The 22334-nt window shown below is 33.1% G+C and carries 15 protein-coding genes; 7 read left to right on the top strand and 8 right to left on the bottom strand.

Annotation, left to right across the window (positions count from 1 at the left end; all coding sequences use genetic code 11):
* Window positions 1–3: 3 nt before the first annotated feature.
* The gene (locus tag HGK31_RS01745) at window positions 4–738 is read right to left on the bottom strand and encodes a LytR/AlgR family response regulator transcription factor (RefSeq protein WP_191858228.1); all 735 of its coding nucleotides are present in this window, start codon (window positions 736–738) and stop codon (window positions 4–6) included.
* Window positions 739–1331: 593 nt separating this feature from the next.
* On the opposite strand from HGK31_RS01745, the gene HGK31_RS01740 reads away from it, so the two are divergent.
* Both HGK31_RS01740 and HGK31_RS01735 read left to right on the top strand, forming a co-directional pair.
* Window positions 1332–2312, top strand: a complete 981-nt coding sequence (locus HGK31_RS01740) for a ribonucleotide-diphosphate reductase subunit beta (protein ID WP_191858227.1) — start codon at window positions 1332–1334, stop codon at window positions 2310–2312.
* 178 nt (window positions 2313–2490) lie between these two features.
* Complete coding sequence (locus tag HGK31_RS01735; protein ID WP_191858226.1) at window positions 2491–4962, top strand: ribonucleoside-diphosphate reductase subunit alpha; 2472 nt, start codon at window positions 2491–2493, stop codon at window positions 4960–4962.
* Between the two features lie 79 nt (window positions 4963–5041).
* Here HGK31_RS01735 and HGK31_RS01730 read toward each other — a convergent pair whose 3' ends face one another.
* Window positions 5042–7345, bottom strand: coding sequence for an inorganic phosphate transporter (locus tag HGK31_RS01730; RefSeq protein ID WP_191858225.1), 2304 nt, complete (start codon window positions 7343–7345; stop codon window positions 5042–5044).
* Between the two features lie 74 nt (window positions 7346–7419).
* Window positions 7420–8610 (bottom strand): porin, encoded by a 1191-nt coding sequence (locus HGK31_RS01725; protein ID WP_191858224.1) that lies wholly within the window; start codon window positions 8608–8610, stop codon window positions 7420–7422.
* A gap of 385 nt (window positions 8611–8995) precedes the next feature.
* Between HGK31_RS01725 and HGK31_RS01720 the strand changes: the two genes are divergently transcribed.
* Entirely contained in the window at window positions 8996–9352 is a 357-nt protein-coding gene (locus HGK31_RS01720) for a toxin-antitoxin system YwqK family antitoxin (RefSeq protein WP_191858223.1), read from the top strand.
* Window positions 9353–9427: 75 nt separating this feature from the next.
* On the opposite strand, the gene HGK31_RS01715 is transcribed toward HGK31_RS01720, so the two are convergent.
* Both HGK31_RS01715 and HGK31_RS01710 read right to left on the bottom strand, forming a co-directional pair.
* Window positions 9428–10609 (bottom strand): multidrug transporter, encoded by a 1182-nt coding sequence (locus tag HGK31_RS01715; protein WP_191858222.1) that lies wholly within the window; start codon window positions 10607–10609, stop codon window positions 9428–9430.
* Between the two features lie 46 nt (window positions 10610–10655).
* Window positions 10656–13466 (bottom strand): TonB-dependent receptor, encoded by a 2811-nt coding sequence (locus tag HGK31_RS01710; RefSeq protein ID WP_191858221.1) that lies wholly within the window; start codon window positions 13464–13466, stop codon window positions 10656–10658.
* 183 nt (window positions 13467–13649) lie between these two features.
* Between HGK31_RS01710 and HGK31_RS01705 the strand changes: the two genes are divergently transcribed.
* On the top strand, window positions 13650–14996 hold the full coding sequence (locus HGK31_RS01705) for a deoxyguanosinetriphosphate triphosphohydrolase (RefSeq protein WP_191858886.1): 1347 nt from the start codon (window positions 13650–13652) through the stop codon (window positions 14994–14996).
* Between the two features lie 98 nt (window positions 14997–15094).
* The gene (locus HGK31_RS14705) at window positions 15095–15220 is read left to right on the top strand and encodes a hypothetical protein (protein ID WP_262496518.1); all 126 of its coding nucleotides are present in this window, start codon (window positions 15095–15097) and stop codon (window positions 15218–15220) included.
* 5 nt (window positions 15221–15225) lie between these two features.
* On the opposite strand, the gene HGK31_RS01700 is transcribed toward HGK31_RS14705, so the two are convergent.
* The gene (locus HGK31_RS01700) at window positions 15226–16986 is read right to left on the bottom strand and encodes a 1-deoxy-D-xylulose-5-phosphate synthase (protein WP_191858220.1); all 1761 of its coding nucleotides are present in this window, start codon (window positions 16984–16986) and stop codon (window positions 15226–15228) included.
* A gap of 142 nt (window positions 16987–17128) precedes the next feature.
* On the opposite strand from HGK31_RS01700, the gene HGK31_RS01695 reads away from it, so the two are divergent.
* Window positions 17129–19789, top strand: a complete 2661-nt coding sequence (locus tag HGK31_RS01695; RefSeq protein WP_191858219.1) for a T9SS-dependent M36 family metallopeptidase — start codon at window positions 17129–17131, stop codon at window positions 19787–19789.
* Between the two features lie 68 nt (window positions 19790–19857).
* Window positions 19858–20307: a nucleoside deaminase gene (locus HGK31_RS01690; protein WP_191858218.1), complete on the top strand. Its 450-nt coding sequence runs from the start codon at window positions 19858–19860 to the stop codon at window positions 20305–20307.
* Here HGK31_RS01690 and HGK31_RS01685 read toward each other — a convergent pair.
* Together HGK31_RS01685 and HGK31_RS01680 are read right to left on the bottom strand one after the other, a co-directional pair.
* Complete coding sequence (locus tag HGK31_RS01685; RefSeq protein ID WP_104734843.1) at window positions 20304–20537, bottom strand: hypothetical protein; 234 nt, start codon at window positions 20535–20537, stop codon at window positions 20304–20306. The two genes, HGK31_RS01690 and HGK31_RS01685, sit on opposite strands and share 4 nt — an antisense overlap.
* Before the next feature lie 2 nt (window positions 20538–20539).
* Window positions 20540–22318, bottom strand: coding sequence for a chloride channel protein (locus HGK31_RS01680; RefSeq protein ID WP_104734842.1), 1779 nt, complete (start codon window positions 22316–22318; stop codon window positions 20540–20542).
* Window positions 22319–22334 lie beyond the last annotated feature (16 nt).

Genomic DNA, 22334 nt, shown 5'->3' with positions numbered 1-22334 from the left:
GTTCTATACTTTGTCTAAAAAATCTGATTTACGTTGTCTGGCAACAGGTATTTTATCGTTTGTTTGCATAACAACATAACCATCATTTTTTATAAACTCCTTAATCTTATTTAAATTAATTATGTATGAATTATGGATTCTAAAAAAATAATTTTCAGGTAAAATGGCATTTACTTCCTTTAATTTTTTGGTGACTACAATTTTTTGTTGATCCTGCATAACGAACGTGCTGTAGTTGCCGTCAGATTCTATGTATATAATGTTGTCAGTTTCTAGAAAAATAAGCTTTCCATCTGTACTAATGGTAATTTTTTTCTGATTGAAGTTTTTATTGAAATTTAAAAGAACCTCTTCAATTTTTGATATGGGTAAGCTATTGGTGTTATGTTTCTTAATCTTTGTTATCGTTTCCTTAAGATCATCTGAATCTATGGGTTTTAATAAGTAATCAATTGCTTCATGCTTCAAGGCTTTCAACGCATATTCGTTATAGGCAGTGGTAATTACTATTGCAAAATCCCTGTTAACCAATTTATCTAAAAACTGAAACCCATCCATTGTTGGCATGTTAATATCAAGGAATAAACAATCCGTTGAGTTGGAATTAAGAAACTGGATAGCATCTTCAGGCTTACTAAAAGTTTTAATAACAGTTATTTCAGAATTAAATTTCTTCAATTCCCATGACAGGCTATCAATAGCTTTTTGTTCATCGTCAACAATTACGGCTCTTATCATAGTTCCAAATATAGGAATATTAAATATTTTAAAAATTAAATTTTACTTTAAGTTTAGATAGGTTTTATTCCAATAAACCACTTATACAGTATTTATTACCAACCATACATTTTGAAGTGTATGGTAAGCTTTTTTGTAAGAAATTAGTGTCGCTATTAAATTATTTAAAGGTTTATACATTTATTAAAGGGTAATTGCTATTAATCTTGAAAAGCTAGACTCGTCTAGCTTTTTTATTTAAATTTCATTAAATTTATTAGTTAGTTAGTTAGAAGAAAAAGCAGTAGAGATACTGCTTTTTTCTTTTGTAAAAGAACTCATTTTTCAAATGGGTTGTATCGCAGTCTAGCCGTATTGTTTCCTTGTTTTAACGTGTAATTTCCTACTTAACAAAAACATTGTAATAAACTGATAATCAAATATATAAAAATGTTTTTTTGTTTTTGATGTGTTTAGTTGTTCTTAAGTTTTTGTTAAAAACTTGTTGACAATGTTTATAACTTAACCTTTCATTTTCGAACACATTTTTCAATCTTTGTTAGTCCCAAATAACACCAAAATATTCATTAAAATTTAATAAAAAAACTAGTAACATGTCTCAGGCAACAGAACCAATTTTACAAGAAAACAAAGATAGATTTGTGATTTTTCCTATTCAACATCATGATATTTGGGAATGGTATAAAAAATCTGAAGCCAGCTTTTGGACCGCTGAAGAAATTGATTTACATCAAGATTTGACAGATTGGTCTTCTAAATTAAATGATGACGAGCGCTATTTTATTAAACATATATTAGCCTTTTTTGCAGCAAGTGATGGTATAGTAAACGAAAATTTAGCCGAGAATTTTGTTAATGAAGTTCAGTATAGTGAAGCTAAATTCTTCTATGGTTTCCAGATCATGATGGAGAACATTCATAGTGAGACGTATTCTTTATTGATTGATACGTACGTAAAAGATGAAAAAGAAAAGAATCAGTTGTTTAATGCTATTGAAAATTTCCCTGCTATCAAAAAGAAGGCAGATTGGGCATTAAAATGGATAGAATCACCAAGTTTTGCAGAGCGTCTTATTGCATTTGCAGCTGTTGAAGGTATTTTCTTTTCTGGAGCATTTTGCTCAATCTTCTGGTTAAAGAAAAGAGGTTTAATGCCAGGATTAACATTCTCAAATGAGTTAATTTCCAGAGATGAAGGTGTTCATTGCGATTTTGCCGTACATCTTCACAACGAACATTTGGTTAATAAAGTTCCTAAAGAGCGTATAAGAGAAATTCTTATTGATGCTTTGGATATTGAGCGTGAGTTTATTACCGAGTCGCTTCCAGCAAGTTTAATTGGGATGAATGCTAAATTAATGTCACAATATTTAGAGTTTGTTACTGATAGATTATTACATGAACTTGGTTGTGAAAAAGAGTATAATACAGGCAATCCATTTGATTTTATGGATATGATTTCGTTGCAAGGGAAAACCAATTTCTTTGAGAAGCGCGTTTCAGAATATCAAAAGGCAGGTGTTTTAAATAAAGAAGAAGAAAAAGATAAATTCAGTTTTGACGCTGATTTTTAGATAATACAAAAAACCCTTAAAATAAGTTAATAGCAATCGTTTGTGTATCCACGCATAAGTCTCTATTTCCTTATTTATAAAACTAGCGTGTTTCAGTAGTATTATTGAAACAAATAAACCAACTAATTAACCCATTTTCTGAAGGTGTATCAGGAAAGACTAAAAAACGTGTAAAAATATGTATGTAGTAAAAAGAGACGGTAGAAAGGAACCAATGATGTTTGACAAAATCACAGCAAGAGTTAGAAAGCTGTGTTATGGATTAAATGAACTTGTGGACCCAGTAAAAGTTGCTATGCGAGTTATTGAAGGCTTGTATGATGGTGTAACCACTAGTGAGCTTGATAATTTAGCTGCTGAAATTGCAGCGACATTAACAACGGCTCATCCAGATTATGCACGTTTGGCAGCGCGTATCTCTGTATCTAATTTACATAAAAACACTAAAAAATCATTTAGTGATGTTATGCATGATCTTTACACGTATGTAAATCCAAGAACAGGGAAAAAAGCACCACTTTTATCAGACGAAGTTTATAAAGTGATAGATGAAAACAAAGAAAAATTGGATTCAACTATTATTTATAATCGTGATTTTGGATATGATTATTTTGGGTTTAAAACGCTAGAAAGATCTTATTTATTAAAGATAAATGGACAAATAGCGGAACGTCCGCAACACATGCTTATGCGTGTTTCAATAGGGATTCATTTAAATGATTTAGATGCTGCCATTGAAACCTATGAGTTAATGTCAAAAAAGTATTTTACACACGCTACACCAACATTATTTAATTCAGGTACACCAAAACCTCAAATGTCATCTTGTTTTCTGTTAACCATGAAAGAAGATAGTATCGACGGTATTTATGATACACTAAAGCAAACAGCAAAAATTTCACAGTCAGCTGGCGGAATAGGTTTGGCTATCCATAATGTTCGGGCTACAGGAAGTTATATTGCAGGAACAAACGGTACATCAAATGGAATTGTTCCAATGTTGAAGGTTTTTAATGATACTGCAAGATATGTTGATCAAGGAGGCGGAAAACGTAAAGGTAGTTTTGCAATTTATATTGAAACATGGCATGCTGATATTTTCGACTTTTTAGATTTAAAGAAAAATCATGGTAAAGAGGAAATGCGAGCACGTGATTTGTTTTATGCAATGTGGATTTCTGACTTATTTATGAAACGTGTTCAAGAAAATGGAGATTGGACATTAATGTGTCCTAATGAGTGTCCTGGACTTGATGAAACACACAGCGAAGCCTTTGAGGAATTATATTTAAAATATGAAGCCGAAGGGAAAGGACGCAAAACCATAAAGGCAAGAGAACTTTGGGAAAAAATATTAGAATCTCAAATTGAAACAGGTACGCCTTATATGCTTTATAAGGATGCAGCCAACCGCAAATCCAACCAACAGAATTTAGGAACTATTCGTTCTTCAAATTTATGTACCGAGATTTTAGAATATACCTCTCCAGATGAAGTAGCCGTTTGCAATTTGGCATCCATTGCATTACCAATGTTTATTAAAAATGACGAATTTGACCATAAGGAGTTGTTCCGTATTACCAAACGCGTTACCAAAAACTTAAACAAGGTTATTGATAGAAACTATTATCCAGTTAAGGAAGCTGAAAATTCAAACTTCCGTCATAGACCAATTGGATTAGGGGTTCAAGGATTGGCAGACACCTTTATTAAACTGCGTATGCCTTTTACAAGTGATGAAGCCAAAGCTTTAAACCAAGAAATTTTTGAAACGCTTTATTTTGCTGCTGTTACAGCTAGTATGGAAGAGGCAAAAGAAGACGGTCCTTATAAAACATACAAGGGTTCACCAATTAGTAAGGGTGAATTTCAGCACAACCTTTGGGGTATTAAAGATGAAGAGTTAAGTGGTCGTTGGAATTGGGATAAATTGCGTAAAGATGTTAAAAAACATGGTGTTCGTAATTCGTTATTAGTAGCGCCAATGCCAACAGCTTCAACCTCACAAATTCTTGGGAATAATGAGTGTTTTGAACCTTACACATCAAATATTTACACACGTCGTGTATTATCTGGTGAGTTTATTGTGGTCAATAAACACTTATTAGAAGATTTGGTTGAACTTGGTTTATGGGATGAAGGCTTAAAGCAAGATATTATGAGAGCCAATGGATCCATACAAGGGATTGATATCATTCCACAAGACATAAAAGAATTATATAAGACCGTTTGGGAATTGAGTATGAAAGATATTATCGACATGTCACGTCATAGAGGATACTTTATTGATCAATCCCAATCCTTAAATTTATTTATGGAAGGTGCTACTATGGCCAAATTAACGTCTATGCATTTTTATGCATGGAAGAGTGGTTTAAAAACAGGTATGTATTACCTGCGTACTAAAAGTGCCGTTGACGCCATTAAGTTTACATTAGATACTAAAAAGAAAGAAGAACCAGTTGCCGAAACCGTTGAGGTCTCGGAAACTATTGTTGCCCAACAAAAGCAAAAGGCAGCAAAAACAGCAGCTAAATTTGCCGAAAAACAAGCTGCTGAAGTAGAGCCTATGACTGCTGAAGAAATGAAAGCATTAATTGCTCAAGCAAAAGAAGCCGAAGGAGATGATTGCTTGATGTGTGGTTCTTAAATCTAATTAAGTGTTAATAACAAAAAAAGCATCTCATTTGAGATGCTTTTTTTTGTGGAAAGTAATAAATGTAGTTTTCTTATTCTTCAGTATCTTCTACTATGGAAGCAGGCTCAACAGAACTATCATGGGAATTATGATATTCTTCAAGCAGATTCATAGTTGCTGTTAGTAAATCTTTTGTCTCCAATAACACGCTAAAATACAATGTCGTGTTTTTAGGACTTGATTCTTCAGTTCTGGTGCGTTCTACTTGCTTTTGAATCTTTTCGTTAACTAGACTAAATATTTCTTTTTTGTTTTTAAGAATATCACCTATTAGCTCAAAAGATCGTGAATCAAAAGCTGCTTTGGTATCAATAAAAAATTGTTCAAGTGATTCATCAACTTGTTTGAGTTCTTTTATCTGATTGAATTTTAATTTTTTGTGATTGTTATTAATATGTTTATGGCTCACTTTAGAAATATACTCTAGTGACTGTGCCATATCTTGTAAGTAGCCTAAAATATTTATATAAAAGTTACTAGCTCCTACACTAGACTCATCTAAATTCTTGATAAAATAGAAGATATTATCTCTTAAATCATCAATTTCATTAGAAAGCTTTTCAACTTGTTTTTTGTTTTTCTTTAGAAGCGGTAAATCTTGTTTAGAAAGGCCATTGATGGCATTTGTATATATTTTATTTCCTCTTTTAACCACGTTGGCAATATTTTGAGCACTTTCATGAATAACGCCTTGTACAGAACTGCTTTCTGCTTTTTGAAGCTTATCTTCAGCTTTAGTTTCTTTTACTTTCTTGTTGTGAGAAATATAATTTCTAACTAATAAAATGGTAGCCAGTAAAAGTAAAACAGGAACCATTACATTTACATTCCAATTCAATAAAAAAGCAATTAAGGCTGCTGAAACAAATGCTATAAAAGCCGTAAAGAACCAACCGCCAATAACATTAAGAACACCAGCTACACGATATACCGCACTTTCAGCTCCCCAAGCTCTATCGGCTAAAGAAGTACCCATGGCAACCATAAAGGTTACATAAGTAGTTGAGAGTGGTAATTTATAAGATGTGGCAACTGAAATTAAAACAGCAGCAACCATAAGGTTTACAGCAGCACGTACCAAATCAAATGCTGGTAATTCATAGGTTTTAGATTTTTTTAAAGCAATTACAGGTGTTTCAAATTGTTTGTCAATTTTAGCTTGCCATGATTCTGGAAGAATATAAGATGACATTTGAGACATCAACATAGCAAATCTTACAAACCCACGAGATAAAAAGTTAGGCTGAAAACGTTCTTTAGTATCGCCTTGGCTTGAAAGGTCTAGAGAAGTTTTTACAACACTTTTAGCTTTAGTAGAAAACCATAATGTCGCAACCATAATCATACCAGCAGCAAATAACAACCAGTTATTGGTTGGTACTTTTTCCGCTAGAACATCCATAGGGAATTGAGTTGCTGGCAAACCTGAAGCTGACCATTGTTCAAATGCATTATAAGCTGCAATAGGAACACCAATAAAGTTTACCAAATCATTACCTGCAAACGCCAATGCTAATGCAAAGGTTCCAACTATAATAATTAGTTTGTAAATATTAGTTTTTAAAACTGAAATAAATACCAATGATAGTAAAGACCAAAAAACCAGACTCACGCCAACAATAGAAAGGACTTGTGTTTCAAGAAAGTCTTTCATGGTTTCGCCTCCTAGTATTTCAAAAGACTGACTGGCATAAGAAGTACCTTTTAACCCTTTCATAAAAATGAAATAAGTTATAGCAGTCAATGCAACGCCTCCAAAAACAGCCCCAACCCAAGCAGCTTTCTTTTCAAAATTATAGGACAAAAGTAATCTGGAAAACCATTGAATTACAGCCCCAACTGTAAATGCAACAATGACAGAGAGGAGTATGCCAAAAATAATTTGAGATGCTTTAGAAGTATTTATATAGTTTATAGCATCACCAAAACTACCATTATCATGCCCTATTTTTATAAAGGCCATACAAACAGCTGCACCTAATAATTCAAAAACAATAGAAACAGTGGTAGAAGTTGGCATACCAACCGTATTAAAGAAATCTAAAAGCAAAATGTCAGTTATCATAACCGCCATAAAGATGATCATGATTTCACTGAACATAAATTCGCCAGGATTAAAAATACCTTTCCGGGCAACTTCCATCATACCGCTAGAGAATATGGCACCAACGGCCACACCAATACTGGCAACAATCATAATAGTTCTAAAGGAAATAGCTTTAGAGCCAATAGCTGAATTTAAAAAATTAACAGCATCATTACTCACCCCAACTACCAAATCAGCAATAGCTAATACCGCTAGGGCAACAATCATTAATAAGTATATATTATCCATATTTTATTTAAAATAATTTGCAAATATCAATAGTGATTTTCACAAAAATGTTATCTAATTGTTATCATTTTGTATTAAAAATGTATATCAAACTGTAAGCGATATAAGTACTGATCGCTCTGGTTCTCAAAATCTATTAAACTAAAGTCTGTTTGAACTTTTAAGCTATGACCAACAATATATTTTGAGATACCAAAAGTATATTGTTGTTCTGGATTTTTCCCCGTAATATTCTCATCCAATGTTACTCCAGAATATCTTCCTGATATCTCCCAGTTATTTTTAAACAAGTAACCGCCTTGTATGTTAATACCCTCACCAATTTGAACAACATCACCAGTTTCGGTTCCATCAGAATTTCTAGCAATAGGATCATCGGCATCCCTAACAGCATATTCTGTCATTAAACTAAAGCCTTTGTATTTAAACATGGAATCTATAAAAAGTGTATTGATATTGGTCTCATGAAATCCCGTATCAGTTACCATCCATGATCCCATATTGCTTCTTGTTTTTACAGCATCATTATTATGATCATAAGTAACACCAATGGCCAATTTTGGTTTCTGCTCTCGCTTCAAATCGGAGCCAAAGTAATCGCCTTTACCTTTAAATTTTCCAAAAGGTAGCAATTCAATACGACCAGTGTATTGATGTCCTCCGAGATTTCCTGTTACAACATTTCTACCTTCACCTTGTGAAAGTGCAAAAATTTCTCTAATTAAAAAATCATTAAAAAGTGTAAAATGATGCCTTAACTGGAATCCAATATCACGATCAATATTAAATCTTGCGTTAAGAATAGATCGGTCAACTTGTTGCATATTGGCTGATGAAATTACTCGTTCTCTATTTCCAGGAAGTTTAGTTTGTCCGACCCAAAGCACAAAATTTTCATAAAAGTTATACTTTATTACAGCATCCATCACATATCTTGGTGTATTACCTGTAAACTGCGATACTCCCGACATGTCTCTGTTAGATAAACCAAGTTCAATTTTGTATTTAAGTTTTGGTGAAACAGCAAAACCATCAAACTTTAAACGAGCTCTACGAATTAAAAAATTGGTTGCCGGATTCTGACCCTCTGCCATCAGGTTACTAGCTAAAAATTGAAATCTAGTTCCAATTTTCATAGTCCAAGAACTGTCTTTGCCTACAAGATTAAAAAGCCCTTTTCCAAATTTTGGAGATTCAATTTCTTGCGAATAAATATTTATTTGAAAGGAGATAAACAGTATAAATACTGGTGCTATTAATTTCATTTTAGAATTTTAGTTTTTGTCACTGCAAATAACCAAATCTAATGTTAAATAAATGTTATGTAAAGGTTATTAATAGCTCATAAAAAAAGGCTGCCTTGGCCAAAGGCAGCCATTAGAATTCATGATAATATAGTCGACAAAAACTAATAGATTATATGAAATTACTATTTGTGTCTTAAGACTTAACAAAGATTAAAAAAGAAAGTCTCCTTAATGTAATGTAAATATTAAGTAATTATTAAACTTTAAACGCTTTAAAAAAAATATTCAATAGTCTTAAAAACAGCTTATTAAAAGCTTAATGTTAAATTAATGTTATGTGAATGTTGTTTTAATATTAACAAAACCCTATATTTGAGATATAATTTTTTAAAAACCCATAATTATGAAGAAAACGGTATTGTTTTTTGCTCTTTTAATAACTGTGGTCTCTTTTGCGCAACAAGAGAGAGAATTAAAGCTTAACGAAGACACGAATTTAATTGATGTGACTTATTATCATGACAATGGAGTTGTAAGCCAAACAGGTTCATATACTTTAGATGGTAAGCTACAAGGTGAGTGGTTCAGCTTTAATACGGCGGGCAAAAAAATTGTTTCTGCGAATTATGATAATGGGCAAAAAGTCGGCAAGTGGTTTTATTGGAATAATGAAACCTTAAAAGAAGTAGATTATAGTAATAATGCAATTGCAAGCGTTAATGAATGGACGAATAAATCCTCGTTAGCACAACGTGATTAAAACTTACCATATTGAAAATAAAAAAAGCACCCAACTAGGGTGCTTTTTTTATTTGCGTTAAAACGACATTTTTATTTACTGATTGGTCCAGTTTGCTCCCCAGGTTGCATAATCAGTAGCGGTTGCGTTACCATCACCAGAAATAAAGTCAGCTTCTGTAAATGTTTCACCTGTATCATTTTTCATCTTTAAAATAACATCAACAAAAGTTGCATCAGTAACCATTAAATCGTCACTTAACACACCTGCTCCTGTTGGATTATCTCCAGCATCACCATCTAAATCAAAGCCTTCTTCGAAACCTTCAATATAGACATTGGTAAAAATACCTTGTGTGCCAGCTCTTAATCTTATAGCTTCATTACCAGTAGCCGAACCATTACCTATAATGGTTAAGTTGTTTACAGTTGGTTTTGAAAAATACCCACCTGCATTACTGAAATCGGTGTTGTAACCATCAGCTTCAATGCCTTTATCATGGCTAGCACCATGCTTAACATAAGCATTAGTAATAGTCCCTGTATAACCTTCTGTCCAGTCAATTGAATCATCTTGAGCGTTAACTACAGACACATAATTAACGTTTACGGTACCTCCAAAAAATTCAACACCATCATCTTTCCCTTCATAAGTTTGAATGTAATTTACAACTGTGCCATTTCCTACTCCATAAAAAGAAATTCCATTGTTTTCAGATTGACCATCCGCTGCACCGCCAGAATACTCAACACGCACATAGTTTAAAATTCCAGAATCATCAGCTTCATTTGTGCCACCATAAGGTAAACTTGCAATTTCAGAAGTTGATGTAGCCGATCCTGTTACGGAGTTTATTGGAGCTCTACCTAATAAGATAAGTCCTCCCCAATCACCAGCTGCTGGATTTGACGCATCAGAAGTAAATACAATTGGACAGTCTGCAGTACCATTTGCAATTATTTTAGCACCTTGAGATATGGCTACATAAACATCTGCACCTGAAGACAAAGCTTCAATAGTCATACAAGCAGGAATTGTTAAGGTAGTTCCAGAAGCCATAATCAAAGAGCCATTAATTTTGTAGGTATTGTTAGCATCTAAAGTTAAGTCTTCAGTGTAAGTTCCAGATAAAAAGATAGTTTGTGGGTCTGTTGTGCCACCACCACCATTGTTGTTGGTAACGCTGTTGTCATTTATGATGATATCTGAAGTATCATCTGATGTACATGAGAAAAGCATTGCTATTGCTGCTAATCCTAAAATTAAATTATTTTTCATTTTTTTTTGAGTTTAATTATTCTTAATGTTATTATTTATAGTTGTGTTAAAATTTATACTTTAGTTGTAGCCCTAAATTCATCCCACGCTTGTAATCTGAAACACCTGTTCCATTTGCTGAATTAACAACAACATCACCTAATGTGGCTTCTCTCACATATTTAATGGTAGGGTTTAATAGGTTTTTGACGCTAAAATTGATTTCGAAATTGTCTTTAATAGTATTTTTCCAAATGAAATCTAAAGTGGGTACACTTTTCTCAACAATGTTTCCTAACTGTCCTGATCCAAGTGCGTCAATTCTATCAGAAAAATAAGAGAATACTAAATTGGCAACAGGTTTATAATTATTGAATGTTGGTGAATAACTAATATCAGCATTTAATAGAAGTGGTGAAGCTCCTTGCAATTTATCCTCATCCTTATCAAAACTTAAATCGAATGTGCCATCAATTTGCTCATATAGATCTTGATTAGTTTCCATATACGTGGCATTAAAACCAACAGATAATGTTGAATTCTCATTCTCATCTTTTAGGATATCTTTTCTTACTTCCACTTCTACGCCATAGACAGTTGCTTTATCACCTGTTCTTACATAGCGTTGTGTTCCTGTTGCATCACCTACTACAACTAAGTTAACAGGATCGTTGATTTCTTTTGTAAAAAGGCCAACTGAAAAGATTTCACTTTTACTGAAAAACCACTCATACTTTAAATCAAAATTTAAGATTTTAGAAACGCCTTTGTCTAATAAATCTGGGTTACCACCAATTCTTGTAGAAATATTTTCATAAACAAATGGTGCCACTTCCTTAAATTCCGGAATTGATATGGTTTGACTTCCAGAAAAACGAACATTTTGCTCATCGTTAAGAGCATATTTAATATTTAAGCTTGGCAGAAAGAAATTGTCATAAAATCCAATTTCATTTTTTCCATTATTCCCTAAATTAATCACATCATAGGCAATACGCTGCTCAACTGATTCTAGACGCACACCAGGTACAAACAGCCATTTTTCTCCAGCTTTTATTTCAGCATTTACGTAACCAGCATAAATATCCAATTTACCGTTATAGGTGTTTTCAGGAAGTCCTGGTCTGTTTGTATTTGGTTGTCCAGGAATATTATTAATAACAGTTATTTCATAAATACCGTTACTATTCTCATTTATATTTAAATTATCAAGATTGAATATATTGTTGAAGTTGTTTACATCTGTTACAGCATAATCGGTATCAACTATTCGATAACCGTAACGAATATTGTCAAAGTCACGTGTCTTACTTCTGCCGTTATAACCTAAATTCAATTTAAGTTTTTCACTTACTTCGTATGCTAAATTTGCAATGCCATTGTATTCTTCATCTTCAATATTTTGGAAATAGCGTTGGTTGTCATAATCAACATTATTGTAAAAAATTGGATTAGTTGTTGGGTCATTATCCAAAGCAAATTGATAGTTTTCTAAACTGACACGTTTTCTATCTGGTTGTTTTGAGAATACATTGTTATAACCAAATCCCCAATCTAATTTTAATTTGCCAGAAGTATGTTCACCCAATAACTGATTGACAAACATTTGTGTTTGATCAAACTGAACGTTCATTTGATAAAAACCTTCGTCAGTACTAGCAATACCATCCCTATTTCTACCTTTTCCATCAACACCAAAATAACCTACAACATCTGAAGAACTGTTAATGTATAATGAATTGTACTTTAAACTGTTCTTGTCATCAATACGATAATTCACATTAGCCATAGCGGTTGTTGTGGTAGCGTATTCATATTCTTCAGCACTATCTATGTAGGCTTTTTTCTCAACTAGCGTATAATCTTGATTTGTTCCTTCTCGATATTCATAACCATTTTCAAATGATGCTGTTGCAAACAAGCTTAAACGTGAGCCATTTTTAAAATCGAAAGATTTACCTCCTGAAGCTCCAAAAGAAACATTAAGTGGTGTCTCAACAGATTCAGGATCAATTCCATGTGAAAGAATTACAGCGAATGGATTATGATTATATCTCGCATAGTCGCCAAAATAGCCAGTGCCTTCACTTTTTACGAAGTCTTTTCCAATGGCATTGGTATTAAAGCCACTCCCAATAAAGGCTTCAAAATAACCATTCCCTTTATAGTTTTTTGAAGTGACATTTACATTACCTGCAGAAAAATCACCATAAAAGTTACTTGAATAAGCCTTACTTATTGATACATTTTCAATAATATCAGAAGAGAATAAATTTAAGTCAATGTTCTTTTTATTGACGTCATTGGAAGGTAAAGCCAGGCCATTCATAGTTGTATTTAGGTATCGATCGCCAAGACCTCTTACATAAACATTACTAGAGCCTTCTTGTTTTGAAACACCAGATATTTTTGCAACTGCGCCAGCTGCATCGCTAACCCCTTTTCTAGATAGTTCTTCAGCGCCAATACTTTGTTTGATTTCAATCGCTTTTTTCTGATCTAATAATAAGGCTACTTCACTTTCACGCTTTGTTGTTGTAGTTATTACTACTTCATCTAGAGAAGCTGCACTTGCAGACATAGCTAAATTTATTTCGGTAACCTTGCCAGCTATTATTGTTGCTTCAACTTCCTGTGATTGGTAACCAACAAAACTAAAAACAATAGTATAAGTACCAGGTTCAATATTTTCTATTGAATACAACCCATCCATATCAGAAGTAGTTCCTTTGGTGGTTCCTTTAATCAATATATTAGCAAACGGTAATGGTTCGTCATTATATTCTGTATCTGTAAGTTTACCTACAAGTGTTCCCGTATTTTGGGAATACGCTAAAAGGGTAGTAAATAATGTTAATGTTAGAAGAAAATATTTCATTTAGTTTTTTGTAAAATTTCTTGCGGCAAAGAAACCTTACTAATGTAAAGTCAAGGTTAATTACAGATTAAACCTAAATCATAAAACTGTTATCTAAACGTTATGCAAATGGATAAAAAAATTGCATTTAGAAAAGATTTCTTAACATTGAAAAAATGTATATTGCAAGTCAATTATTTATCTATGAATTGGGAACAATTACTTTCTCTAAAGCGGTATGGAGATACTAACAAAAGATTAAGAAAAGAACAGGATGAAACGCGGTTAGGTTTTGAAGTAGATTATGATCGCGTGATATTTTCTTCAGAATTTAGAAGTCTTCAAGATAAAACCCAAGTTATTCCATTGTCTAAAACAGACTTTGTACATACGAGATTAACTCACAGTTTAGAGGTTAGTGTAGTTGGGAGAACTTTAGGAAGAAAAGCAGGTAAAAAATTAATAGAGAAATATCCACATTTACAAAATATTCATGGGTATCAACCCAATGATTTTGGAGCTATTGTTGCTGCTGCTGCTTTGGCTCATGATATTGGAAATCCACCTTTTGGACATTCAGGTGAGAAAGCTATTGGTGAATTCTTTAAAACAGGAGACGGACAGGTTTTTAAATCTCAATTAACAGAAAAAGAATATCAAGATTTATGCGATTTTGAAGGAAATGCAAACGGCTTAAAAATTTTAACCGAAAGCAGAGTAGGTAGAGAAGGAGGATTGAGATTGAGTTATGCCACCCTTGGTGCTTTTATGAAATATCCTAAAGAGTCCTTGCCTATAAAACCATCAAATCACATTGCCGACAAAAAATATGGTTTTTTTCAAAGTGAAAAGGAAGCGTTTGTTGATATCGTAAATGAATTAGGATTAATAAAAAGAGGTGCTAATAATGATTTAAGTTTTTCTAGACATCCACTTGCTTTTTTAGTTGAAGCCGCAGATGATATATGCTATACGATTATTGATTTTGAAGATGGTATCAATTTAGGTTTGATTCAAGAAGAATTTGCGTTGGAGTACTTGATAAATCTTGTAAGGGATACTATTCAAACAAAAAAGTACAATCAATTAGAAACAACCAAAGATAGAATAAGCTATTTAAGAGCTTTGGCAATCAATACTCTTATAAATGAAGCTGTTGATGTTTTTATTTCCAATGAAGAGAAAATACTCAATGATAGCTTTAATTATGCACTATTAGATAAAAGTAAATATGAAGCCCAAATTAATGATATCATAAAAATAAGCATCAATAAGATATATCAATCAAAAGAAGTTATAGATAAAGAGATTATGGGCTATCGTGTTATAAATACATTATTGAAAACTTATGTTAGCGCTATAATAAATAAATTTTCAGGAAAACTGTCAAACTATGATAAACTTATACTCAAAGCTCTAGCTAATAAAATATTTGTTAAGGATGAAGACAATCTGTATGATCAATTATTAGCTGTTTGTAATTACGTCGCATCATTATCTGACAGTCGTGCCATATTAGATTATAAAAAAATACGTGGAATTTACATTTAGTAAGAATAATCTTTCCTAAAAACGCAACACATCGAATAAATTTGAATTTTAACGATGTTTATTATAAGTTTAGCTTCTCGAATCTTAAAGATACTGTCATGAAAAAAAATATTCTTGGAGCCATTGTTATTTTCTTTGTAACATTTGCTTGCTTATTGGCATTAAATGAAATATCTAATGATAACGCTCCAGAATTTGAGGCGCAATACTATGTTGAGGATTAGATTTATTATGTTAAACTCTCTAAATAAGTTCTTATTTTTGAAGGGCTTAAGCCAATTTCGTCTTGAAGTTCTTGCACACTAGCATGTTCTATAAAATAATCAGGAATTCCTAAAACCTTAATAATGTTCTTGTAATTATTTTTAGTCGCAAATTCTGAAATAGCAGAACCAAACCCACCAATAACGCAACCATCTTCAACAGTTACTAAAGTTTTATAAGTTTCAAAAATATCATGAAGTAAATTGGTGTCTAAAGGCTTTACAAATCTCATGTCATAATGTGATATATCCATATTTCTTATAGCTTTCTCCACATTGTTAGAAATTGTTCCAATACTTAAAACAGCAATTGTTTTACCTTTTTTTAACTGAACACCTTTACCTATTTTTATTTTTTTTAACGGTAAGTTCCAATTTAATGTGACGCCTCTTCCTCTAGGATATCTTATAGCAAGTGGACCTTTAAAATGACCAAGTTGCGCAGTAAACATAATATTTCGGAGCTCAATTTCATTTCTAGGAGCAAACAGGGTTATGTTAGGGATGCATCTCAAATATGCCATATCAAAAGCGCCATGATGTGTGGCACCGTCTTCTCCAACCAATCCTGATCTATCTAAAAAGAATATTACAGGTAGGTTTTGTAGTGCTACATCATGAATGATTTGATCATATGCACGTTGTAAAAAAGTGGAGTAAATATTACAAAAAGGAATCATTCCTTGTGTGGCCATGCCTGCCGCAAGTGTAACGGCATGCTGTTCGGCTATACCTACATCAAAAGCCCTGTTGGGAAACTCATCAATCATGAGCTTCATAGAACTACCAGTTGGCATAGCTGGCGTAATTCCAATAATAGATTCGTTTGATTTAGCAAGTTCCACTAAAGTAATACCAAAAACATCTTGAAATTTTGGAGGTTGTATCACTTCCGATTTTGGCACAATATCGCCAGTAATGGCGTTGAATTTACCTGGAGCGTGATATGTAACTTGATTTTCTTCGGCTTGTTTTAGTCCTTTACCCTTGGTGGTTGTGACATGTAAAAACTTTGGACCTTTAATAGATTTTAGGCGTTCTAATTCAGAAATAAGTTTGGAGATATTATGACCATCTACTGGTCCCGAGTAATTAAAATTTAAAGCTTCAAAAATGTTATCTTGTTTTTGGTTTCCTGTTTTTACATTGGTTAAATACTCTTTCAAAGCACCAACGCTTGGATCTATTCCTATTGCATTATCATTAAGAATAACAAGAATATTGGTGTTAGTTGCACCAGCGTGATTAAGCCCTTCAAAGGCCATTCCACTGGCTATTGAAGCATCACCAATAACCGCAATATGATGCCTGCTTGAATCTCCTTTTATTTTAGAGGCAATCGCCATTCCCAAAATAGCTGAAATTGAGGTTGAAGAGTGTCCTGTTCCAAAGGTATCAAATTCGCTTTCACTTCTTTTAGGGAAACCACTTATACCATGAATTTGCCTATTTGTATGGAACTTTTCTTTTCTACCTGTTAATATTTTATGCACATAAGCTTGGTGGCCAACATCCCATATCAGTAGATCATCAGGAGTGTTGTAAACGTAATGAATTGCCAAAGTTAATTCTACCACACCTAAACTTGCTCCTAAATGCCCTTCCTTTACAGCTACAATGTCAATGATGAATTTACGTAACTCCTTGGCAAGCGCTTTTAGTTGCTCGTGAGTTAATTTTTTTAAATCATCAGGAGAATTAATGGTATTTAAAAAGCTGTTCATCATTGGTGAGTAATAACGTGTAAAATTATTAAAATAGCGTATAAAACAATTATGAATTTAATTATTTTAAGTTAATGCAATAAAATCACGAACTCTTCCTTATATTTGTGAAATTATCAAATATGAATAACAAAAAATTGAAAAAATGAAGTACAATTACTTTAAGTTTTTGTTTTTTTTAGGAATAGTTTTGTTTGCCCATAAGGGGTTTTCGCAAAATGGCCTAACAGAATCAGAATATGGCTCTAAGATACAAATGTACCTTGACCAAGAAAAAGAAAATTACAATTTATTAAGCAGTGACATTGCTGATTTATCAATTAGTAAAGAATTTTATTCAAAAAAAACGAAGATTACACATGTTTATGTTAATCAACGTTACCAAGGCATTAATATTTTTAACGCCATTTCTAGTGTCGCAATAAAAGACAATTCTGTTTTTTATTATGCCAATAATTTTATCAGTGATATTGCCAGTAGAGTGAATACTGTCAGTCCATTAATCAATGCTCAAGCAGCAATTGAGAGTGTTGTTGCCTCTTTAAGTTTAGGAAGTATTGAAGGATTAGAGGTGTTAGAAGCAGACCAAAATAAATATTTGTTTACTGACGGTAATGTCTCTAAAACAGAAATACCAGTTGAATTGGTTTATTTTAAAACACTCGAAGGTGATTTGGTTTTATCCTGGGATTTAAGCATTCATACAAATGACGGTAAGAATTGGTGGAGCATCAGAGTAAATGCATTAAATGGAGAAATCATAAATCAAACTGATTGGATATTGACATGTAATTTTGGTGATTCTAACCACATTAATCATGGGCACTCCAAACAAAATAGTTCAAAAGATTTTAGTTTGTTCAAGAGTAATTCACTTCTTGTGGATGGGTCTCAATATAATGTTTATGCCATTCCAACCGAAAGCCCTATTCATGGAGGAAGAACATTATTAAGTGAACCAGCTGATGCCAATGCTTCTCCTTTTGGATGGCATGATACAGATGGTAATGTTGGTGCGGAACATACGATTACCAGAGGTAATAATGTATGGGCAATGGAAGATAGAGATGCCAACAATAATGTTGGTTATTCACCTGACGGAACAGCTTCTTTAAATTTTGATTTCCCACTTAATATAGATCAAGCGCCTGCACTTTATGAAGATGTTTCAATCACAAACTTGTTCTATATGAATAATATCATGCATGATGTATGGTATCAATATGGATTTGATGAAGCTAGTGGAAATTTCCAACAAACCAACTATTCAGGACAAGGTTTAGGTAATGATTTTGTCTTTGCTGATGGACAAGATGGTGCTGGATTAAACAATGCGACATTTGGTACACCAGCTGATGGCTCAAACCCAGGAATGACCATGTTTTTATGGTCGGCATCAGGCCCTCCAGGTGATCCACTTTCAATAAATACAGGCTCTTTGGCTGGAGATTACCCTGGTCTTCCTGCTCAATATGGAGGAACGCTGACTTCTACGCCTATAACGGCAGATTTAGCTTTAGTAATAGACAATAATATAGGAGGAATGCAATCTGCTGATCCTAATGATGCTTGTAACACGATTACTAATGTAGCTTCATTAATTGGAAAAATAGCTGTGATTCGTAGAGGTGTTTGTGAGTTTGGTTTTAAAACATTAGCTGCTGAAAATGCTGGAGCTGTTGCTGTAATAATTGTTAATAATGTAGCCGATCCTGAATTTATTTCCATGGGAGGAGGAGCCGTAGGTGCAAATGTATCAATTCCAGCCATTAGTGTCAATCAAGCTGATGGAGAAGCCATTATTGCCGCTTTGGAAAACGGTGAAACTATTAATGCTTCGTTGCAAGATGCAGGTCCATATGAAAGAGATGGTAGTTTAGATAACGGAATTGTTGGTCATGAGTATGGGCATGGAATTTCTAATAGGTTAACTGGTGGAGCCGCTGCTGCTAATTGTCTTACAAATCCTACTCAAATGGGAGAAGGATGGTCAGATTGGTTCTCACTAATGTTAACAATGACAGCTGATGAAGATTTTGATACAGGACGAGGGATTGTAACATATTCAGCTGGTCAATCTATAGACGGAATTGGAATTAGAAATGCCAAATACAGTACCAATTTTGCTGTTAATGGATTTACATACGCTGATACTAACAATACTGCTGCTGTATCGCAACCACACGGTATCGGATTTATTTGGGCTACAGTATTATATGATTTAGCCTACGCTTATGTTCAAAAATATGGTTTTGATGAAGACTATTATAATGGCACAGGCGGAAATAATAGAGTTATGCAAGTAGTGATGGATGGTTTGAAGTTACAACCATGCAGTCCAGGTTTTGTTGATGGTAGAGACGCTATTCTAGCTGCTGACATGGCACTTACTGGAGGCGAAGACCAATGTATGATTTGGGAGGTTTTTGCTGCAAGAGGGTTAGGTCTTAATGCTTCTCAAGGAGCTGCTTTTAGCCGAACTGATCAAGTTGAAGATTTTACACTTCCACCAGATACATTCCCAACTTTAGCTAACTGTACTAGCTTAAGTGTAGATGAATTTAATGAAAATGATTACTTGATTTATCCTAATCCAACAAATAACAATGTATTCATTAAAACAAATAAAAACTTTGGTAAAGTTGTCTTGACATTAACCGATATCAATGGAAGACAGGTTTACTCTAAACAAGTTGATTTGTTTGGAGAAGTTGAAATAAACATGAACTTATTCCAATCAGGAATTTACGTTCTAAATATTAAAGGCGAGTTCATTAACTCCAACAGTAAGATTATTAAAAATTAATCTTTAAAAAATAAAATATTTTAAGGCAACCGTCAATGATGGTTGCCTTTTTTTATTTTTGTAATACTATGGAAGTTTTATTTGACGACAATTATTTTATGAAGAAGGCATTACAGGAAGCCCAAATAGCCTTTGAAAAAGGTGAAATTCCAGTTGGAGCAGTTGTTGTTATTAAGGATAGAATTATTGCTAGAGGACATAATTTAACTGAATTATTAAATGATGTCACAGCTCATGCCGAGATGCAAGCCATCACAGCTGCAGCCAATTTTTTAGGCGGAAAGTATTTACATGATTGTACACTTTATGTTACTTTAGAGCCATGCCAAATGTGTGCTGGTGCATTGTATTGGAGTCAAATTTCTAGGATTGTTTTTGGTGCTCGAGATGAAGAACGTGGATGTATCAAATTGCAAACCAAGCTACACCCTAAAACAAAAATAGAAGGAGGGGTTATGGCAGATGAAGCATCTATACTGTTGAAACGTTTTTTTATTGAGAAACGTAATCTGAACTAATTATTTCTTTTTTCTCTTTCTCGCATTTTATCCAAATTTTCTTTAGTCAGTAAGTAATCTTTAACATCTTTGTTTTTCCATCGATGCCAAGAAAATAATGGGAATACTATAAAAAATAATCCAGCAACACCATATCCTACTAACTTTTCAGAATATTCTAAATCTGCAATAAGCCCTGTAGTAATCGCTCCAACAGATAAAATAAATAACAAAAAAATCAAATACTTCATAATCAGGTTGTATAATTAATGAGTTCACGCCTGTAGGCCGTAAGTAATTTTGATTTGGAAACAAACCCTAAATACTTACCATTTTTAATGACTGGCAAATTCCATACACCCAAATCTTGAAATTTTTGCATGACCTTTTTCATGTTGTCTTTGTCATAATCAATAAAACCAGGTGGTATTTGCATGAAAGTTTCAACTGAAGTTGAACTATATAGTGATTGGTCAAACATAATATTTCTTATATCGTCTAAAAGCAATATACCAACTAACCGTTTTTCCTCATCAACTACTGGAAATAAGTTTCTGTTTGATTTTGAAACACCTCTATGCAGCATGTCACCTAATGACATGTCAGGATGTAATTCAATAAAATTTTGTTCAATAACACTATCTAAAGTCATTATAGTTAATACACTTTGATCTTTATCATGCGTCAGTAATGCACCTTTCTCGGCTAATTCTTTTGTGTAAATCGTATGTTCAATGGTATTTCGAGTAATGATGAATGACATAGAAACCGTTATCATTAATGGTACGAATAACTCATAACCACCTGTAATTTCTGCAATTAAAAATATAGCTGTTAAAGGTGCATGTAAAACACCGGATATAAGTCCAGCCATACCAATGAGTGTGAAATTACTTTCCGATACATGAAAGTTCAGACCTATATTATTGATGATTTTTGCAACAACATTACCAAGCGCACTTCCCATAACCATTGTTGGTATAATAATACCTCCTGAACCACCAGCCGCAAAAGTGGTTGTCATGGCAACAGCCTTGAATATGGTAATGCCTATAAGTAAGGCAATTACCACCCAAATATTATCGAGATACTTATCAAAAGGGGTTTTTCCTAAAGCATGAAGATGATTTCCATCTAATAGATCATTAATAAAACCAAAACCTTCACCGTATAATGGAGGAATAAAGTACAACATGGCTCCTATGGCAAGACCACCAACTATAAGTTTTTGACCATTAGTTTTAAAGCGGTTAAAAAAGGAATAAGTAGCAAAGTAAATTTTGGAAAAATAGATAGATGCAATTCCAGTTCCTATCCCTAATACAATATAAAAAAGTGTGTCTTTTAACGCGAATTTATCAGATACGTTATAATTAAATAAAACACCATCCCCTAGAAAAAAGTAAGAAGTTAATACTGATGAAACAGAAGCGATTAATAATGGTAATAACGAAGCAAATGTAAGATCTAGGCTAAAAACTTCAATGGCAAAAATAATAGCTGCAATTGGCGACTTAAATATAGAGGCAATAGCTCCTGCAGCAGCACAACCAATAAGAAGCGTACGCGTTTTTCGATCAATATGGAATAATTGACCAATATTGGAGCTTATGGCAGAAGCAGATGCAATGGCTGGTCCTAACAAACCCACCGAACCACCAAAACCAACTGTTAGCGGTGCAGTAATTAATGGTAAATAAATTTTACTAGGTTTAATAAGCCCATTCTTTTTAGAAAGTGAAAACAGAATACTGGGAATGGCATGCTCAACAGGTTTTTTAGCAATATATTTCATGAACAAATACACCAGCCAGATACCAATTACTGGTAGGATAAAATAGATGCTATTTTGAGACCAAATAACAACTTTCTCCAGCAACCATTCAATCCCAAAAGTTATATTTTTTATAGTTACTGATACGAGGCCTGCTAATAAACCAATTAGCATACTTAATAAAATAACAAAATTCTTTTGAGATATATATTTATACCTCCAGATATGAACTCGTTTTATAAATTGCCTAATGGTCATTTACTTTAATTGAACA

This window comes from Hanstruepera ponticola (assembly GCF_012931685.1).
Taxonomy (GTDB): Bacteria; Bacteroidota; Bacteroidia; order Flavobacteriales; family Flavobacteriaceae; genus Hanstruepera; species Hanstruepera ponticola.
Note: the sequence above shows the minus strand (reverse complement) of the source record. Positions and strands in the feature narration are given on the sequence as shown.

Excerpts from the sequence above, each read along its gene's own strand:
- HGK31_RS01745 (WP_191858228.1), bottom strand. The coding sequence starts at position 738 with ATGATAAGAGCCGTAATTGTTGACGATGAACAAAAAGCTATTGATAGC.
- HGK31_RS01740 (WP_191858227.1), top strand. The coding sequence starts at position 1,332 with ATGTCTCAGGCAACAGAACCAATTTTACAAGAAAACAAAGATAGATTT.
- HGK31_RS01735 (WP_191858226.1), top strand. The coding sequence starts at position 2,491 with ATGTATGTAGTAAAAAGAGACGGTAGAAAGGAACCAATGATGTTTGAC.
- HGK31_RS01730 (WP_191858225.1), bottom strand. The coding sequence starts at position 7,345 with ATGGATAATATATACTTATTAATGATTGTTGCCCTAGCGGTATTAGCT.
- HGK31_RS01725 (WP_191858224.1), bottom strand. The coding sequence starts at position 8,610 with ATGAAATTAATAGCACCAGTATTTATACTGTTTATCTCCTTTCAAATA.
- HGK31_RS01720 (WP_191858223.1), top strand. The coding sequence starts at position 8,996 with ATGAAGAAAACGGTATTGTTTTTTGCTCTTTTAATAACTGTGGTCTCT.
- HGK31_RS01715 (WP_191858222.1), bottom strand. The coding sequence starts at position 10,609 with ATGAAAAATAATTTAATTTTAGGATTAGCAGCAATAGCAATGCTTTTC.
- HGK31_RS01710 (WP_191858221.1), bottom strand. The coding sequence starts at position 13,466 with ATGAAATATTTTCTTCTAACATTAACATTATTTACTACCCTTTTAGCG.
- HGK31_RS01705 (WP_191858886.1), top strand. The coding sequence starts at position 13,650 with ATGAATTGGGAACAATTACTTTCTCTAAAGCGGTATGGAGATACTAAC.
- HGK31_RS14705 (WP_262496518.1), top strand. The coding sequence starts at position 15,095 with ATGAAAAAAAATATTCTTGGAGCCATTGTTATTTTCTTTGTAACATTT.
- HGK31_RS01700 (WP_191858220.1), bottom strand. The coding sequence starts at position 16,986 with ATGATGAACAGCTTTTTAAATACCATTAATTCTCCTGATGATTTAAAA.
- HGK31_RS01695 (WP_191858219.1), top strand. The coding sequence starts at position 17,129 with ATGAAGTACAATTACTTTAAGTTTTTGTTTTTTTTAGGAATAGTTTTG.
- HGK31_RS01690 (WP_191858218.1), top strand. The coding sequence starts at position 19,858 with ATGGAAGTTTTATTTGACGACAATTATTTTATGAAGAAGGCATTACAG.
- HGK31_RS01685 (WP_104734843.1), bottom strand. The coding sequence starts at position 20,537 with ATGAAGTATTTGATTTTTTTGTTATTTATTTTATCTGTTGGAGCGATT.
- HGK31_RS01680 (WP_104734842.1), bottom strand. The coding sequence starts at position 22,318 with ATGACCATTAGGCAATTTATAAAACGAGTTCATATCTGGAGGTATAAA.